This window comes from Achromobacter sp. GbtcB20 (genome assembly GCF_019091095.1).
Lineage (GTDB): Bacteria > Pseudomonadota > Gammaproteobacteria > Burkholderiales > Burkholderiaceae_B > Achromobacter > Achromobacter mucicolens.
The window spans coordinates 38,506-55,780 of record NZ_JAGXJZ010000001.1; the positions used below are offsets into that span (position 1 = coordinate 38,506).

General features: G+C 66.5%; 16 protein-coding genes. 6 read left to right on the forward strand and 10 right to left on the reverse strand.

The genetic code is table 11. From position 1 onward, the window contains the following. Positions 1 to 26 precede the first annotated feature (26 nt). From KVT32_RS00225 to KVT32_RS00235, 3 genes are all read right to left on the reverse strand, one after another. A complete protein-coding gene (locus tag KVT32_RS00225) occupies positions 27 to 1,295 on the reverse strand; it encodes a carboxylesterase/lipase family protein (RefSeq protein WP_217617477.1) in 1,269 nt (422 codons plus the stop codon). 138 nt (positions 1,296 to 1,433) lie between these two features. Further along, complete coding sequence (locus tag KVT32_RS00230; RefSeq protein ID WP_152384875.1) at positions 1,434 to 2,384, reverse strand: adenosine deaminase; 951 nt, start codon at positions 2,382 to 2,384, stop codon at positions 1,434 to 1,436. Positions 2,385 to 2,431: 47 nt separating this feature from the next. Then, positions 2,432 to 3,322 carry a LysR family transcriptional regulator gene (locus KVT32_RS00235; RefSeq protein WP_253856671.1) on the reverse strand — a complete coding sequence of 297 codons (891 nt, stop codon included), beginning with the start codon at positions 3,320 to 3,322 and terminating at the stop codon, positions 2,432 to 2,434. A gap of 221 nt (positions 3,323 to 3,543) precedes the next feature. Here KVT32_RS00235 and KVT32_RS00240 point away from each other — a divergent pair, with 221 nt between their 5' ends. The 5 genes from KVT32_RS00240 (at position 3,544) to KVT32_RS00260 (ending at position 7,145) form a co-directional block, all read left to right on the forward strand. Then, complete coding sequence (locus tag KVT32_RS00240) at positions 3,544 to 4,323, forward strand: hypothetical protein (protein ID WP_254636709.1); 780 nt, start codon at positions 3,544 to 3,546, stop codon at positions 4,321 to 4,323. Between the two features lie 39 nt (positions 4,324 to 4,362). Then, positions 4,363 to 4,728: a hypothetical protein gene (locus KVT32_RS00245; RefSeq protein WP_062839058.1), complete on the forward strand. Its 366-nt coding sequence runs from the start codon at positions 4,363 to 4,365 to the stop codon at positions 4,726 to 4,728. 94 nt (positions 4,729 to 4,822) lie between these two features. Then, positions 4,823 to 6,355, forward strand: a complete 1,533-nt coding sequence (locus KVT32_RS00250; protein ID WP_217617478.1) for a lytic murein transglycosylase — start codon at positions 4,823 to 4,825, stop codon at positions 6,353 to 6,355. A gap of 14 nt (positions 6,356 to 6,369) precedes the next feature. Beyond that, the gene (locus KVT32_RS00255; protein WP_152384871.1) at positions 6,370 to 6,915 is read left to right on the forward strand and encodes a GNAT family N-acetyltransferase; all 546 of its coding nucleotides are present in this window, start codon (positions 6,370 to 6,372) and stop codon (positions 6,913 to 6,915) included. A gap of 47 nt (positions 6,916 to 6,962) precedes the next feature. Then, positions 6,963 to 7,145 (forward strand): oxidoreductase-like domain-containing protein, encoded by a 183-nt coding sequence (locus KVT32_RS00260; RefSeq protein ID WP_152384870.1) that lies wholly within the window; start codon positions 6,963 to 6,965, stop codon positions 7,143 to 7,145. A gap of 10 nt (positions 7,146 to 7,155) precedes the next feature. On the opposite strand, the gene KVT32_RS00265 is transcribed toward KVT32_RS00260, so the two are convergent. The 7 genes from KVT32_RS00265 to KVT32_RS00295 all read right to left on the reverse strand — a co-directional run bounded on the left by KVT32_RS00265 (position 7,156) and on the right by KVT32_RS00295 (position 15,324). Further along, on the reverse strand, positions 7,156 to 7,593 hold the full coding sequence (locus tag KVT32_RS00265) for an acetyltransferase (RefSeq protein ID WP_152384869.1): 438 nt from the start codon (positions 7,591 to 7,593) through the stop codon (positions 7,156 to 7,158). Between the two features lie 38 nt (positions 7,594 to 7,631). Beyond that, the gene (locus tag KVT32_RS00270) at positions 7,632 to 9,371 is read right to left on the reverse strand and encodes a peptidase M14 (RefSeq protein WP_217617479.1); all 1,740 of its coding nucleotides are present in this window, start codon (positions 9,369 to 9,371) and stop codon (positions 7,632 to 7,634) included. A 40-nt stretch (positions 9,372 to 9,411) separates the two neighbouring features. Then, positions 9,412 to 10,278, reverse strand: a complete 867-nt coding sequence (locus KVT32_RS00275; RefSeq protein ID WP_142054549.1) for an ABC transporter permease — start codon at positions 10,276 to 10,278, stop codon at positions 9,412 to 9,414. Positions 10,279 to 10,283: 5 nt separating this feature from the next. Then, a complete protein-coding gene (locus KVT32_RS00280; protein WP_152384867.1) occupies positions 10,284 to 11,207 on the reverse strand; it encodes an ABC transporter permease in 924 nt (307 codons plus the stop codon). A gap of 163 nt (positions 11,208 to 11,370) precedes the next feature. Further along, positions 11,371 to 12,897: an ABC transporter substrate-binding protein gene (locus tag KVT32_RS00285; RefSeq protein ID WP_152384866.1), complete on the reverse strand. Its 1,527-nt coding sequence runs from the start codon at positions 12,895 to 12,897 to the stop codon at positions 11,371 to 11,373. Between the two features lie 51 nt (positions 12,898 to 12,948). After that, positions 12,949 to 14,802, reverse strand: coding sequence for a dipeptide ABC transporter ATP-binding protein (locus tag KVT32_RS00290; RefSeq protein WP_152384865.1), 1,854 nt, complete (start codon positions 14,800 to 14,802; stop codon positions 12,949 to 12,951). A gap of 9 nt (positions 14,803 to 14,811) precedes the next feature. Continuing rightward, positions 14,812 to 15,324 carry a winged helix DNA-binding protein gene (locus KVT32_RS00295; RefSeq protein WP_056324071.1) on the reverse strand — a complete coding sequence of 171 codons (513 nt, stop codon included), beginning with the start codon at positions 15,322 to 15,324 and terminating at the stop codon, positions 14,812 to 14,814. Between the two features lie 201 nt (positions 15,325 to 15,525). Here KVT32_RS00295 and KVT32_RS00300 point away from each other — a divergent pair, with 201 nt between their 5' ends. Beyond that, a complete protein-coding gene (locus KVT32_RS00300) occupies positions 15,526 to 17,244 on the forward strand; it encodes a ShlB/FhaC/HecB family hemolysin secretion/activation protein (RefSeq protein WP_217617480.1) in 1,719 nt (572 codons plus the stop codon). The last annotated feature ends 31 nt before the right edge of the window (positions 17,245 to 17,275 follow it).

Here is a 17,275-nt window from a genome sequence, read left to right on the forward strand (position 1 = left end):
GCGGCATGGCGGGTGGCGTGGCGGGCTCAGGCCAGGATCTGCATGTGCGGCGCTCGCGGCCAGGCCGGCGCATCGCCCCGGATGAAGGCCAGCCAGGCGGTCTGCGTCTGACGGGCAAGCTGCTCTGCATGCGCAGCAGGCAGACCGGCCAGCATGGGTGCACCGGCAAAGGCTTGCAGGGTGTCGAACACGAAAGGCAGCTCGATGCAATGGCACGCGCCAAAGCGGTCCGTCGGTGCGACGTCAAAGCGCGCCAGCCAGGCGTCGCGGCCTTGCGCGGCGGCGTTCCCGGCCCACTGCCGCGATGGCGCGCCGAACACGGCGTCGCCCATCTGCTGGCTGGCAGCGTCGGTGCCGTGGTCTGGAAAGGCGGCCATCTCGTCACGCGTGTAGCAGACCAGCACGTCTGCGCGGCCCGCGGCGGTCGTCAGTGCGGGCGCCATGTCCAGCGGCAGCACCTGGCCATCGAGCACCGGCGAAAACAGGCTTCGGCTGCTGCCTTCGGCCCGTAGCGCCTGCACCACCTGGGGCGCCTGTTGGGCAGCCAGCAGCGCGGACACCGGCAATTTTCGGGCCTCGGAAAGCGATTCGGCCCCAGCCGCGCGCAGATAGACCTGTCCCAGGGCTTCGCCCTGCGCGGCGCTGCGAAAACCGCGGCCCAGCGCGGCGCTCTGCAGGATGGCGCGCGAGAAGCGCGGCTGGCGCGTCAGCATCGCGCAGATCGACGAGGCGCCCGCCGATTGCCCCATCACTGTGACGCGCTCGGGGTCGCCGCCCAGGTCTTCGATATTGGCCAGCACCCAGTCGATCGCCATCTCCTGGTCCAGCAGCCCGGCATTGGCCGTCTGCCCAGGCACGAACAGCCAGCCAAGCGCGGCCAACCGGTAGTTGACGGCCACGACGACCACGTCGCCCCGTTGCGCCAGGCTCGAGCCGTCGTACCAATCCAGCGCGCCGCCGCCGCTTTGCCAGGCGCCGCCGTGCAGCCAGACCACGACGGGACGGCGCTTGCCGTCCGCGGCCGGGGTCCAAACCGTCAGGTGCAGGCAGTCTTCGGATTGTTCGGCATCGAAGTCGCCCATGGCGCCGCGCAGGCGCGAGGGCAATTGCGGCGCCACGGCGCCCATTCCCGTGGCGTCGAATTCACCCCGCCAGCTGGCCGGCTGCGGCGGTGCAAATCGCAGTTCGCCCACGGGCGCCTGCGCATAGGGAATGGCGCCGAAGCGGCACACGCCGCCGTCGCGCACACCGGCAAGCGTGCCGCTGCGCAGCGCCGCCTTTACGCGTTCACTCATATCCTGCCCCTTGTCTCGTTGTTCATCGTCCAGCGGCGGCAAGCGTTGCTGCCGCCGGACTATGGTAGGGAGGAAAGTGCCGCGCCGGGCATGCCGGTTTTGAACAGAGCCATGAGCAACCCGCATGGCTGGAAGGCGCTACCTGGCGATGCGCGCGTCCAGGCTGTTGTCCGCCAGGGCCTGCGCCTGCTCGCGCGTCATGCCCAGGTGCTCGTAGAGCGCGTGGAAGTTCTCGTTCACATAGCCGCCGAAGTAGGCCGGATCGTCGGAGTTGACGGTGACCTTCACGCCGGCATCAAGCAGCGACAGGATGTTGTGCTCGCGCATGTGGCCGAACACGCGCAGCCGGGTGTTGGACAGCGGACAGACGGTCAGCGGAATCTGCTCGTCGATCAGGCGGGCGATCAGTTCGGGATCCTCGGCCGCGCGCACGCCGTGGTCGATGCGCAGCACCTTGAGCAGATCCAGCGCCTCCCAGATGTATTCGGGCGGGCCTTCCTCGCCGGCATGCGCCACGGCGGGCAGGCCTTCGGCGCGCGCGCGGTCGAACACGCGTTGAAAGAGGCGCGGCGGAAAGCCTTGCTCGCTGCTGTCCAGACCCACGGCGATGAACGCATCGCGGTAGGGCAGCGCCTGCTCCAGCGTGCGCATGGCCTGTTCTTCGGGCAGGTGGCGCAGGAAGCTCAGGATCAGGCCGCTGGTCACGCCCAGCTGCTTCTCGCCGTCGGCCAGCGCCTGGCTGATGCCGTTCAGCACGGTCTCGAAGGGCACGCCGCGGTCGGTGTGCGTCTGCGGATCGAAGAAGGGTTCCGTGTGCACCACGTTCTGCTCGCGGCATTTGAGCAGGTAAGCCCAGGTCAGGTCGTAGAAGTCCTGCTCGGTGCGCAGCACGTCCGCGCCGAGGTAATAGAGATCCAGGAATTCCTGGAGGTTGTTGTAGTCGTAGGCGCCGCGCAGGGCGTCGATGTCGGGCCAGGGCAGCGCCACGCCGTTGCGTTGCGCCAGCTTGAACAGCAGCTCGGGTTCAAGCGTGCCCTCCAGATGCAGGTGCAATTCCGCCTTGGGCAATGCGTTGAGCCATTCGTACATGGGTGCTCCGGTATGAAAAAGGGGCGTGTTCGGGATGCGCGCGCGGGTCAGGCGGCCAGCGCAATGCCATCGGCCTGGATGGTGCGTTCGAGCTGGGCCGCGAAGGCGCGCGCCTGACGTGTGCTGGGACGGTCGCGGCGCCAGATGGCGGCAAGCGGAGACTTGCGCAAGGCGGGGCGGGCGGGCAGCACGGTGAGTTCGCCGCGTGCCTGCCGGACAGCCGCAACGCTGCCGGGCAGCATCCACAGATACTGACCGTCCAGCAGCAGTTCGCGGCCGAATTCCAGCGACAGGACGCCGATCATATCCGGAATCGCCAAACCGGCCTGGCGCAGCGACAATTCCAGCTCGCCGCGGATGCGGCTGCCAGGCAGCGCAGTGATCCACGGATACGCGACATAATCGGCCAGCGTGGCCCCCGGCAGACGGGTCAGCGGATGATGCGGGGCGCAGGCCAGCACGACGGCGTCTTCCAGCAACGTGGTCGAACGGTAGATCTGCGGATTGACGGTGCTGGAGAAACGGCTGATCAGCACATCCAGCGCGCCGGCGTCCAGGTCCTCGATCAGCCGTTCGTGTGTGCCGATCTCGATGGTGAGCGTGATGCGGGGGTGCGCCTCGCGGTAGTCGCGCGCAGCCTGCGCCACCGGCCAGCCCGCAAACATCGAAAAGCAGCCCACCGTCAGGCTGCCTTCCTCGCCGCGCGAGACTGCGGCCAGGTCGACCTCGGCCTTGCGAAAGCCCGTCAGCAACTGGCGCGCGTGGCGGCACATGGCGTCGCCCAGCGGCGTGCAGGTGGTGCCCTTTGCGGTGCGCTCGAAGAGCCGCGCGCCCACCAATTCCTCGATCTCCGCAATGGCGCGCGACAGACCCGATTGCGTGCTGTGCAATTGGGCCGCCGCCTTGGACAGGTTGCCCAATTCTGAGACGGTCAGCACGATTTCCAGGTGCCGGATGCGGAGTTTGCCTCGGAACGGTGTCATGGCGCGGGGAAGCGGAAGCGATTTGCCGATTATTCTCCCGCGTTGGCCGCTTGGCAACGCGCGCGAGGATTCGGGATATAGTTCGACGCCTGACGGCGCGGGGGCGGCGAATGGCGCCCCGCTGCGCGCGCGGGGGCCTGCAACGGCTTCGGCTTGCAACGGGAGAAGCGGCATTGATGTTGAAAAGACGCGGCGGCCAGTGCGGCGGCCAGTGCGTAGGGCAGTGCGAAGGGCTATGCGCCGGCAACGGCAGCCGCCCCTGCGGCGGCAGGCGCACGGCGATGATTGCCGCGGTCACGCTGCTGACCGCGGTGCTGGCCGGTTGCAGCGTGTCACGCGTCGACGACGTGGCCGTCAAATGGCCGCCCTTCAAGCAAGGCACGCCGGTCGTGCTGGCGTCGGATCCGGCTCAATGCCCCGACCTGGCCGGCGTCTATCGCGCGCAGGGCGAACGGCGCGCCGGCGGTGCCGATGCGTTCCTGCTGGAGGACCTGCGCGGCTTTCTGACGTATCCGTTGGATCTGCCGGGCATGCGCGATGCCCCCTTGCCGGCATGGAAATCGTCGCCCCGCGCAACCGTCTCGTTCGTCCCGGATGCTCTCGGGTGGCGGATAGAGGCGCGCGATGAGCACGGCGCGCGCCAGGTGTCGCAGCTTATTCTGCAAGAGGAAGGCGCGCATACGGCAGCCGTGGGCGAACCCCCGCATCCCGGCAATGCCATCTGGCGGGCTGCCGGATGCACGCAAGGCCGGCTGTGGGTCAGCGTGCGCCATGACTGGCGCCAGCATGAGTCCATGGGCGTGCGGCGTTACGTAGCCATCCTGCGCAAGGACGCGGGCGGGCTGCTGCTGACGGTGGCGCGAGAGTCCGACAGCATCGGCATGCTGCTGCCCTGGTACACCAATGACGGCGATTTGTTCCAATACTGGTTTGCGCCCGCCACCGATCAACCCTGAAGTCCGCGGGCGCAAACCTGCCCATTTTTTGAGAGAAACATGACCGCTAAACGGATTGTCACCTGGACCTTTTTCTTCGCGCTGTTCGTTGTGCTCGTGGCGCTGTTCTGGCGCCAGCTCTTCGATCAGACCCCGCCGTCGATGCGCGAACTGGGTGGCACCATCGAGGGCGGCAACGCCCACATCTATGGCGAATCGCCGCGCCAGGACGGCATGGCCGACCGGGCGATGCTGGCTGCTGCCCAGCGTGGCGATCCCGGCGCGCAATACCTGCAGGGCCTCGTCATGGAACACTTCGACATGAAAGAGGCGCTGCGCTGGTACGAGGCCGCCGCGGCTCAAGGATATGAAATGGCCGCGCAACGCCTGGCGCAATTGCGTGAGGCGCCGCCCGCCCCGCAATGATCGGCCAGTGTCCGCAGGCAGGGCAGGGGCCGCGTTCGATTTCGGCCGCTGGTCGCGGTACGATCCCGGCTGACCTCGATTTTTCAGGAAAGCCATGCGCCAGAGTTTCTCCCGTCCTCGAATCGACAGCTTTTCGCGCGTGCTGCTGGCCGCGGCCCTGACCGCCGCTGCCGCCGGCGCCGCGCAGGCGCAGTCGCCCGGATCTGCCACCGGATCGCGCATCCAGACGCCCGCGCCCGAACAGCCGCAACCCGCGCTCAAACCCAAGCGCAGCTTCGACGACACGCCCGCGCCGGCTGCCCATGCCGCGCCGGCCACTGCGCCCGCTACTGCGCCGGCGGCAGCACCTGCTGCTTCCGCTGCGCCCGCCGCCGCGCCCGCTGCCGCCGCAGCCCCGGCCGCCGCGCCCGCCGCCCCGACGGTCATCGTCCCCACCGAACTCGACACCAAGGCCTGCATCGACAAGCTGCGCAAGGGCGCCACGGCCAACGGCCTGACCGTTGCCGACTGGAACAAGTACACGGCCAACGCCACGCTGCTGCCCACCACCGTCGCGTCGGCCAAGGGACAGCCCGAGGGCCGCGAAAGCTGGTGGGACTACATCGCCAAGACGGTCGACGACGAGCGCGTGCAGGACGGCAAGGCCGTGCTCGGCAAGTACGGCGCGCAGCTGGGCGCCATCAGCCAGCAGTATCAGGTCGATCCCGCGACGCTGGTCGCCATCTTCGGCATCGAAACCAACTATGGCCGCCAGGTCGGCAAGACCGACGTGCTCAACGCCTGGCTGACGCGCGCCTGCACCGAAAACAAGACGCTCTGGGAAAAGAACGCCTACGCGTCCGTGCGCCTCTTGCGCGACGGCGTCGTGCCCGCCGACAAGTTTGTCGGGTCGTGGAGCGGCGCGTTCGGCATGACGCAATTCATCCCCACGTCGTTCTACGAACTGGCCGCCGATGGCGATGGCGACGGCCGCATCGACCTCTACAACTCGCTGCCCGACGCGCTGGCTTCCACCGCCAACCACCTGCGCAAGCGCCGCGCGCAATGGACGCATGGTCTGCCCGCCGTCGTGGAAGTGCGCGTGCCGGCAGAGCTGGCCGCCGCGATTCCCGCCGAGCCCGACGCCGAGTACGTGGGGTCGCAGGATCGCCGCACGATCGCCCAGTGGGCGCAGGCCGGCGTCAAGCAGGGCGACGGCTCGGTGCTGAAGCTGCCCTCGGGCAATGACCAGCAGGCGTACCTTTTTGCGCCGACCGGCGCACGCGGCCCGGTGTTCCTGGCCACCGTGAATTTCGACGCCATCCTGCACTACAACCAGTCGCGCCGTTACGGCCTGGCGGTGTCGCTGCTGCTGAACCGCCTGCAGGGCGGCCCGGCGCTCGTCACGGCGTGGCCGACCGACGACCCTGGCCTGTCGCGTGCGCAGATCAAGGAACTGCAGAAGCAGCTGTACGGACGCGGTCATGACATCGGCGTGGCCGACGGCATCCCCGGCGGAAAAACCCGCGACGCCGTGCGCGAGGAGCAGGCGCGCCTGAACCTGCCGCAGGACGGCCGCGTGGGCAAGCGCATCCTGGACGCGCTCAAGGCCGATCAACCGGCCGCCATGCGGGATTATCCGGAATAATGAGCGAGCCTGCCATGCCGTCCACCGAATTTCCCGACGATTTCCAGACCCAGCGTCTTTACGCGCGCCGCATGTCGCAGGCGCATCTGCCGTTCATGATCGAGATGCACGCCAATGCCGATCTGATGCAATCGATGGGCGGAACGCGCGACGCGGCGGCCAGCCGAAGCTACGTGGCGCAGAACATCGTCCACTGGACCGAGCACGGCTACGGCATGTATGTGCTGCAGGACCGCGAGACGGGCCTGCCCGCTGGCCGTGCCGGGCTGAAGGCGACGGCGTCGCCCGGCCGGGCCAGCGTGGAGCTTGCCTATGCGCTGCATCCTGACTGTTGGGGCAAGGGCTTTGCAGCGGAGATTTCCCGCGCGCTGATCGGGCTGGGGTTTCGCCTGTTGCCGGTGGACGTGCTGGGCGCCGTGGCGCTGCGCTCAAACCTGGCGTCGCAGCGCGTCATGGAAAAGACGGGGCTGCGTTACGTCGGCATGACGGGCGACGCGCCGGAACCCAAGGTCTGCTACGAAATCCGCCGCGCGGATTGGCGAAAGCGCGAAGGCCTGTGAACGCCGGCGCCGTGCCGGCGCATGACGCGCAGCGCTAACATGGCGCCATGAGCAAGAAGAAATCCCCGGACGACGATCCGCCGCCCGTTCGGCCTGAACGCCCCGAGCCCGGCGAATGCTGCAACAGTGGTTGCATTCCCTGCGTCTACGACCTCTATGACGAGGCCATGGACCGCTATCGCGAGGCCTTGAAAGCGTGGCGCGCCCGGCACGAAGCGGGCGGCGCCTGAACGCGTTGCCTTAACCGGCCAGCTTCATGTGAATGATGGGAAAAGGGCGGCCGGCGTCGTCGTGGGCCGAGCGTCCCACGTCTTGAAATCCGTAGTGCTTGTAGAAGCCGTGCGCCTGCGGATTCTGCTCGTTCACGTCGACCAGCAGCGTGCCATGCAGCGAGCGCGCAAAGTTAAGCAGCCGGCGGCCGGCTCCCTTGCCGCGCTTGTTGGCATCCACGAACAGCATTTCGACCTTGTTGCCGCTCAGGCCCATGAAGCCGGCGACTTCGCCGGCATCGTCCTCACAGACCCAGACCCTTACCGACGGCAGGTAGGTGTTCAGCACCTTCGGGTACATGGCCTGGATTTCCTTTTCCGTCAGGAAAGTGTGGGTGGCGCGCACCGAACGAAGCCAGATGTCCACCAGGGCCAGATCGTCGCCGTGGTTGCGTTCTCGGATGTTCATTTTTTTTATTGCGGGTTCAAGCAGCGGGATCCAGACGTCTAAAGCCCCGCGCGATACAGATCGGTGGCCGCCAGGACGGTTTCCATCTGCACAGTATGCGCGAAAACGAAACGGTCTCCGTAGACCGTTTCATCCGGAAACTCCGAGATGAGCGCCATTGGCAATTCTTCACGATCGGTTTCCGTGACCTGCACGGGAATGCCGTTGAGCACGTCGAATCCCTTTTCCAGCGCGTGTGCGTGAAAGAGTTCCAGTTGCCGCGCGTTGAATTCCACCAGCCCCGGCACGTTGCGGGCAAGCCGCGCGGTGACGCCTTCGATCAGATGCCGGGCGCGCTCGCCCCAGCCCGGATGATGGCGCAGCACCAGGAAGAACCCCTTGGGGATGGTCCACAGTTCAAAGTGGCGCGGCAGGTAGCCCGACAGCGGACGCGTCCATTCGTGCGCGGGATAGCCGTGCAGGTTGATGTGCAGCTGCGCGCCGCTGATCGCATGCGCCTGATGGCGGCCTTCGCGTTCGAAGAACGGCGCGCGCTCGCGGTAGGCGATATCGTCGCCCAGCGCGCTGTAGCGCGAGGCGTGCAGCATGTGGCGCGGATGCTGCTCTCGCAGCCGGTTGAACAGCGCGTAGCCATCGGGATTTTCCGAGGCGATCAGCGCGAAATGCGCATCGCCGCGCGCGGCCAGCGTCTGCGCTGCGCGCAGGGCGCCCACCACGCCGGACGTTTCGTTGGCGTGCTGCGCGCCCGAAATGAAGACGGCTGGACCCGGGCCGCGCACATAGGTGCCCAGCACCGGACGGCCCTGCCGGGACACGGCCTGGAAAGTGTCGCCGCCAAAGGCCGCCATGCACCCGGCGATCTGCGCGGCCGACAGCGGCTCGCGCACCTGCGCCAGCGGACCGGCAGGCGACGCCGGCGTCACGGGCGCGACGGGTGCAAAGGGCTCCACCGAGATCTGCACGCGCGGCGCGCCATCGTGGCGGCGGATGTCGGGAATGATCTGGCCGGGTTGCAGGCCCCGGTCGCCGGAAGGGCGGCCGGAGTGCTGCTGGAAGTGCTCGAGCAGCGAGAAATAGATGTCTTCGTGCAGCGCCTCGAAGGTGCTGACGATTTCCTCGTCGACCGGCAGCGCGAAGTCGATGCCGGGCAGGTCGACGCGAATCTCCAGCCGGTCGAAATACGGCTCGTGCGCGCCCCAGGTGTGGGTGCGCACCGTGTCCATGATGCTGCGAAAGAGCAACTGGTATTCGGTGGCCTGCGCGGCATCGGTTTGCACCGCGCCGCTCGCGTCGCGCACCCGCAGCCAGCCGGTGGGCGACAGCTCTGGCGTGCCGTCCGGCGCGTGCCCCAGCTGATTGGGCGCGAAGATGCGGGCGTCGAGCATGCGGCCGTCGGCATAGCCCAGCGTGACGTCGTAGTGCAGGTCGTTCGCGCCGGGCAGCATCGTCACGCGCACGTCCTTCAGCAGCGCGACGAGGGGGTAGGCTTCGAGCGTGAAGCGCTTGGCCTGCGCGTGCTCGTGCAAGGGGTAGCGGATCTGGGCCGAGATCAGCCCGTCGTGTTCGACCTCTTCAAGGAAATAGTGCAGCAGCGGCTTGTAGGCGCTGCGAAAGCGCGCCGTCACGCCGGCCTGTTGCAGCCGGTCTTGCGCGGCGCGGCGGGCTTGGGCGCTCTCGAACAGCCAGCCTTCCACGACCGCGCCGCGCCAGGCCGGCGCCATGTAGGCGTGCGTCCAGGCGTCCAGCGTGCGATCGAAACTCTTGTCCAGCAACGACATACTCAATATTCCTTCCGCGCCCAGGGTGCGGATCGATTCATCAGACCTTGCCGGTCGGATCCAGGCGGTCGCGCAGCCAGTCGCCCAGCAGGTTCAGGCCCAGCACCGTCAGCATGATGGCCAGGCCAGGAAAGACGCTGACCCACCAGGCCGTCTGCATGTACGTGCGGCCATCGGCAAGCATACCGCCCCAGCTCGGGATCATGGGATCGACGCCCAGGCCCAGGAAGGTCAGGCTGCTTTCCAGCAGGATGTTGTTGGCCACGTTCAGGGTCATCAGGATCACCAGCGGACCCAGCAGGTTGGGCACGATGTGGTGGCGGATCATGGCCAGGTCGCGCACGCCGAAGGCGCGCGCCGCCAGCACGAATTCACGCTCGCGCAGCGCCAGCACCTGCGCCCGCACCAGACGAGCGTACTGCACCCATTGCGACACGATCATGAAAAAGATGACGTTGAACAGGCCGCCGCCCAGGATGGCGATGAAGGTGATGGCGACCAGGATGAAGGGCAGCGCCAGTTGCACGTCGGCAAAGCGCATGACGATCATGTCCCAGAAGCCGCGGTAGTAGCCGGCAATGAGACCCATGATGATGCCCAGGAGCGCGCCGCCCAGCACCGAGGCAAAGCCCACCAGCAACGAGATCTTGCCGCCGACGATCACGCGCGCCAGCACGTCGCGGCCCAGCGGGTCCGTGCCGAACGGGTGGGCGGCCGACGCGAAGGGCGCCATCAGGCGCGCGGCCAGGTCCATGGATTCGCCGCCGTCCGGAAACAGCCAGCCGGACGCCAGCACGAGCAGGACCATGACGCCGGTCAGAAGCGCGCCCAGCACGAATTCCAGCGAGCGATAGCGGCTGCGCGGCTTCATGGCCTTCGGGGCGGCGGGGGAAGTGGTTGTCTGCATGATGCTCAACGCGTGCGGATACGGGGATCGACGATGCCGTAGGCGATGTCGACGATCAGGTTGACCAGGACGATGACGGTGGCCAGCACGGTGACCGTGCCTTGCAGCACCGGATAGTCGCGGCCGGAAATGGCGTCGAATGCCAGCGTGCCCAGCCCGGGCCAGTTGAAGACCATCTCGATCACCACGATGCCGCCGATCAGGCCGCCGAACTGCAGGCCCAGGTATGTGATCAGCGGAATGGCGCAATTGCGCAGCGCGTGCTTGTACAGCACGATGCGTTCTTTCAGGCCCTTGCTGCGCGCCACCATGATGTATTGCGCGGACAGCGTTTCCAGCATCGTCGTGCGCACCAGGCGGATATTGGTGGCGCTGAGGATGATCGCCATCGTCAGCGACGGCAGCACCAGGCTGGCCGGACCGCTCCAGCCAGACGGCGGCAGCAGCGGGAAAGTAATCGACAGCAGCAGCACCAGCATCAGCGCCAGCCAGAAGTTGGGAAACGACAACCCCACCAGCGACAGGATGCGGATGGCCTGATCGGTGGGCTTGCCGCGCTTGATGGCCGCCTGGATGCCCAGCGGCAGCGAAATCAGGATGGACACGATAAGCGACGTGAAGGCCAGCATCAGCGTGGCCGGCAGGGCATCGCCGATCAGCTTGGCGACCGAGGTGCCGCCCATGAAGCTGCGCCCGAAATCGCCGTGCAGCAGGCCTTGCATGTACGACAGGTACTGCTCGTGGAACGGCCGGTTCAATCCTAGCGCCTGCCGGATGTTGGCCAGATCCTGTTCGGTCACGCTGCCGGACCCTTGGCTGAGCATCAGCGCAGGGTCGCCGGTCAGGCGCACGGCATAAGAGACAAGCAGCGTCACGGCCACGATCACGAAGACCGCCTGCAACACGCGTTTGATGAGAAATCCGGTCATAAGGCGCCGCACCGGCTTGCGCCGTGGCGGGAAAAGGGTGTTAACGCGGCATCGGTTCGCACCAATGCCTCAACGAGGCACACCCCCAGCGGGATGCCGCGGATCCGGCTCTGCCGGTCCGCAGGCATGCCCCTGGGGGAGGCGCGAAGCGCTCGGGGGGGACTTACTCTACGGCCGTATCCAGGAAACGGAAGCGGATGTCGCCCGGAACTTCCAGGTTCTTCACGCGCTTGTTCACGCCCACGATCGTGTTCAGGCTGTACAGCGGCAGTTCCAGCGCCTGGTCGGCCACGTACGCGGCGATCTCGTGCAGCATCGCTTCGCGCTTTTTCACGTCGTAGACCGTGCGCTGCGCTTCCAGCATCGCGTTCAGCTTGGGATCGTTGTCGTACGGATTCCACTTCTGACCCGAGTGGTACATCAGGTACGCCGTGTTGTCGTAGTCGTACGTCCAGCCGCCCCACTGGTTCTGCCACATCTCGCCGGTCTTGCCGCCGGGAATGATGTCGTTGAGCAGCACGCCGGTTTCATACGGCTTGATGGTGGCGCGCACGCCCACGCCTTGCAGGTAGCCGGACACGGCCTGCGCCACTTCGCGGAAGTTAGAGTCGCTGCCGCGCACGTCGATCTGCACCGTGGCGCCCGGCTTCACTCCGGCGGCCGCCAGCAGCTTCTTGGCTTCGGCAGGATTGAAGGGCAGGGGCTTTTGCTCGGGGTTGTAGCCGAACGACTGCGGACCCTGGAAGCTGGCGATGGTCTTGGCCTGGCCCAGCAGGAGCTGCTTGACGATGGCGTCGCGATCGACCGCCATGATCAGCGCACGGCGCACGTCGCGGTGCTGCGTGATGCCGTTCTTGGTGTTGTAGCGCAGCGCGAAGGCCACCGGGCCGCCCGTGGAGATGACGTCGGCGTTGCCCGACTTCTTCACGGTTTCGATCAGGCCCAGCGGGATCAGCGTGGCGATGTCGATGCGGCCGGCCTGCAATTCGGCGACCTGCGTGCCGGGTTCGCCGATGAAGCGATACACCACCTTGTCCAGCTTGGGCTTGCCGCCCCAGTATTCGTCGTTACGCGCCAGCGTCACGTTGACCTTGGGCTGGTAGCTGTCGAACTTGAACGGACCGGTGCCGACCGGATGCGTATTGAAGTTGTCCTCGCCCTTTTCCGTGATGTACTTGGGCGGCACGATCATCGCGCCGTAGCCCGCCAGCTTCGTCAACAGCACGGGATCCGGCTGCTTCAGGATGAAGTCGACCGTGTACGGGTCCACCACCTTGACCTCGCCGATCGAGTCGTAGTTCGACTTCTGCGGGCCCTTGGCGCCTTCCGCGCCCAGCAGGCGGTCGAACGTGAACTTGACGGCGTTGGCATTGAAAGGCTCGCCGTTATGGAACTTGACGCCTTCGCGCAGCTTGAAGCGCAGGCGCTTGTTGTCGTCCAGGTATTCCCAGCTGGTGGCAAGGCCCGGCTGCAGCTTCAGGTCGGCGCCGCGCATGGTCAGGCCGTCGTACAGGTTGCTGCCGACCGAACCCCAGAAGGTCACGAACGTGTCGATCGGATCCCAGCTTCCCGGATCCTGGTTGATGGCCACATTGAGCGTGCCGGCGGCGTGCGCCGTCGACACGGGCAGCGCGGCGGCAAGGGCCAGCGTCAGCGCGGTGGCGGAGAGGGTGGTGCGAAGGAATTGCATGGTCGCCTCCAGGGACGGGAAATCGGGTCGGACCGACGGATAAAAGGGGTTTCAGGCGGCGCGGGCGACCTGATGGCCGGGCGCGAACTCAAAGAGAGGAACGATCGCGGGCTCATCGCCCACGCGGCGCACCGGGCTGGGGATCTCGCCCTCGATCAGGGAAGTGTCGATGTGGCGGCCGGGCTCGGCCACCGGCACCGCCGCAAGCAGCTTGCGCGTGTAGGCGTGCTGCGGGGATTCGAAGATCTGGCGGCGCGTGCCCAGTTCGACGATCTGGCCCAGGTACAGCACCGCGACGCGGTGGCTCACCTTTTCCACCACCGCCATGTCGTGCGTAATGAACAGGTACGACAGTCCGCGATCCTTTTGCAGATCCATCAGCAGGTTCAGGATCTGCGCCTGAATCGACACGTCCAGCGCCGACACGGACTCGTCCGCGATGATCAGTTTGGGATTGCTGGCCAGCGCGCGCGCGATGCACACCCGCTGGCGCTGGCCGCCCGAGAACTCGTGCGGATAACGCGTGGCGTGCTCGGGCTTCAAACCCACCTGTTCCAGCAGCTCGCCCACGCGCCGCGCGATGGCGTCTTCGCCGCTCAGCAGGCCATGCGTGCGGATCGGCTCGGCGATGCTGAAGGCCACGGTCTTGCGCGGGTCCAGCGACGCATACGGATCCTGGAAGATGTACTGGATCTCCTGGCGCAGGCGCTGGCGTCCCGCGCTGTCCATCGAGAAAATGTCCTGCCCGTTGTAGCGCACCGCGCCGGACGTGGGCGCCACCAGCTGCTGCAAGGTCTTGCCAATGGTGGACTTGCCGCTGCCCGATTCGCCCACCAGCGCCAGCGTCTCGCCGGGATAGACGTCAAAACTGACCTGCTCGACCGCATGCACCCGGTGCGTGACGCGGCCGAACAGGTTGTGGCCCACGTCAAAGCGCGTGGTCAGCTTGTCCACGCGCAGCACCGGTTCGTCGTAGCGTGCGGTGTCCTGTTCGCGGGTCTCGCCCACCTCGCGCAGCGTGTCGCCTTCCAGCACGGTCTGCGGCGTGCGCAGCGGCAGGTCGCGGCCCGTCAGGCTGCCCAGGCGCGGCACGGCGGCCAGCAGCGCGCGCGTGTAAGGATGCTTGGGCGCGTTGAAGATTTCCTGCACCGTGCCTTGCTCGACCTTCTTGCCGCGAAGCATGACGACCACGTCGTCCGCCATCTCGGCCACCACGCCCATGTCGTGGGTAATGAAGATCACCGCGGTGCCCAGGTCGCGCTGCAGTTCGCGGATGGTGTTCAGGATCTGCGCCTGGATCGTGACGTCCAGCGCCGTCGTCGGCTCGTCGGCGATCAACAGGCGCGGCTGGCACGACAGCGCCATCGCGATCATCACGCGCTGGCGCATGCCGCCCGACAACTGGTGCGGATAGCGGTCCAGCAGCTGTTCGGCATCGGGCAGGCGCACCTTTTCCAGCAGCTTGCGCGCCGACTGGCGCGCCGCCGAACGCGACAGCTGCTGGTGCAGCATGATCGCCTCTACGATCTGGTCGCCGATGGTGAACACGGGATTGAGCGACGTCATCGGCTCCTGGAAGATCATTGCGATGTCGTTGCCGCGGATCGCGCGCATCTGTTCGTCGCTGGCTTGGGTCAGGTCGACCTCGCGATCATCGCTGCCACGGAACAGGATCTGGCCGGTCGAAATGCGGCCGCCGCTGTAGTCAGTCAGGCGCATGATCGCCATCGACGTGACGGACTTGCCCGAACCGGACTCGCCCACGATCGCCAGCGTGCGGCCGGGCCGCACGTCGAAATCCAGGTTGTCGACGGCGCGAAACCCGCCGGTGTCGGTATTGAAATCGACCGATACGCCGCGCACGGACAGCAGCGGGGCAGGGGCGGAGACAGGAATGCTAGACAACGTGGATTCTCACAGCGAGGTGGCGGCGCGGGCGGCCTGGTCGTACAGGCCCGAAAGGGCACGCAAGGTATTGGCCAGTTGATGACTGGCGTTGTCGGCGGCGGGGGAGTCGATGAACGGTTTGACGAGGCACTGCTCGCGCACTTCGGCGTAGCGCTGGATGGCGGCCGCGCCAGCGTCGGTGGTGGTGTAGATCACTTCCTTGCCCGTCTTGGCGCTTTGGACGACGCCCAGGCGCTCCAGCTTCTTGAGCGAGTAATTCACCAGGTGGGTGTCTTCGACATTGAGCGTGAAGCAGATGTCGGCCAGTTTCTTGCCCCGGCCCCGATGGAATACGTGGTTGAGCACCAGGATATCCAGCGACGTCAGTTCGGGCAGCCCCGCACAGGCCATGCAACGCACCATCCAGCGGTTGAACGCATGCGACGCAATGATCAGGCCGAATTCGACCTCGGACAGCTCAGGCGCGGAAGACGCGAGGTGGGAAGACGAAACGATGGCATCCCGAACGGATACAGACATGGGCAAGGCAGGCAAAGGGACGGATCAATGACAAAACGTTGGCGAATTATTGACGATTTGTAGATATGCCGGCATTCGGGTTAACCCGGCCCGATATTTCAGAGTTCTCTGATTTCTGCGGCTTGGCGAGCGTTTTACAAATTCACTCCCATCGATCAACAGGAGACGACGCTCGGCGCTTGGCCGAAAGCGTCCAGACGTATGAGCGGATCGCAGCACTTTCACGGAGCATGGTTGATCTGGGTGGCGCTTTGCGCCGGCGCGGGCATCGGTTCGGCGTGGGCGCAACCCGCTCCTGAGGCAGCACAGCGCGCCACAGAAATCCAGCGCCGGCAGGAGCAGGAAATCGATGCTCAACGCGCCCGGGCGGCAGAGCGTCCCGACGTGCTGTCAGCGCCCTCTGTGGCCCAGCCGGGCGGGCTGACCCTTCCCCCCGAAACCCCGTGCTTCGTCTTGCGGGAAGTCATCTGGGAAGGCGCCGAACCGCCGGATCTCCTGGCGCGCGCCACGGCCATCGTGCTGGGCGAATGCGTGGGCGGCCGCGGATTGCGGGCGCTTCAAGAACACCTGATCGGCTTGCTGATCGACGACGGCCTGGTCACCGCGCGCGTCGTGGTGCCCGAGCAGTCGCTTGCGGAGGGGTCGCTGACGCTGCGTTATCTGCCAGGCCGCATTTCCGCTGTTCAAAGCCAGGACGGCATCGGTTGGTGGCGCACGGCGTTGCCGACCGGCCCGGGCGGCGAACTGAATCAGCGTGATCTGGACCAGGCGCTTGAAAACATCCGCCGTCTTGGCAGCCAGGCCGACGCGGCCATCGATATCGCGCCGGGCCCCGAACTGGGCGACTCGGACATTCTCATCAAGCCCGGCACCGGCAAGCGCTGGCATGGCTACCTGGGTGGCGACAACGGCGGCATGGATACGGTGGGCAAGTACCAACTCAATGCCGGCCTGACCCTGGATTCCCCGCTGTTCCTTTACGACCAGTTGTCGGTCTCGTGGAACAGCAATGCGCACTGGCGCGACGCCGACTCCCACACGCGCGCCGCTTCCATCAACTACAACGTGCCGTTCGGCTACTGGACCGTCTTCGCGGGTGCCAGCAAATCCACATACCGCCAGACGGTCGCCGGCTTCGAAGAACCCATCGTCTACGGCGGCACCACCAAACAGATCCAGGCAGGCGTATCGGTCGTGCCGTACCGGGGCACCTCCTACAAGGGCAACCTGTCGCTCACCGTGCTGCGCAAGCGCACCGACAGCACCCTGAACGACGTGGCCATCGACGTCCAGCGCCGCGACGTCACGGGCTACGAGATCGGCTACTGGCATCGCCATTACGTCGGCCGGGCCGTGCTGGACATCGGCGGCGGCGTGCGCGGCACGCTGCCTCAGTTCTCCGACGAGCCCGGCTACATCTACGGCGACCCGGACTGGAACGGGCGCAGCACGATTCTTACCGCGAGCGCGGGCGCTTATCTGCCGTTCCAGGTTGCCGGGCAAACGCTTGCCTATCAGGCCAACTGGCAGATCCAGCACGCCAAGACGGCCATTGTGCCGGCTGACTACTTCACGATCGGCAACCGCTACGCCGTGCGCGGCTTCGATGGCCAGATGACGCTCGCCGCCGAAGACGGCTGGACACTGCGCAACGATCTGTCGTTCAACCTGGACGATCTGACCGGCCTTGCCGGCCAGCAGCTCTATACCGGCTTGGACGTCGGGCGGGTGGGCGGCCCGTCCGCCGAGTACCTGTCCGGCCGGACGCTGGTCGGCGCGGTCGCAGGCCTGCGCGGCCGTCTGTCCATTCCCCATGTCAGCGCCAGCTACGACCTTTCGGCCGGCTGGCCGCTCAAGAAACCCGAATCGCTCAAAACCGCGTCCACCGTCTTCGCGATGGCCGTGATGCTCGAGTTCTAAATCCGCTGTTCCCCGTCAGGTGCGCATGATG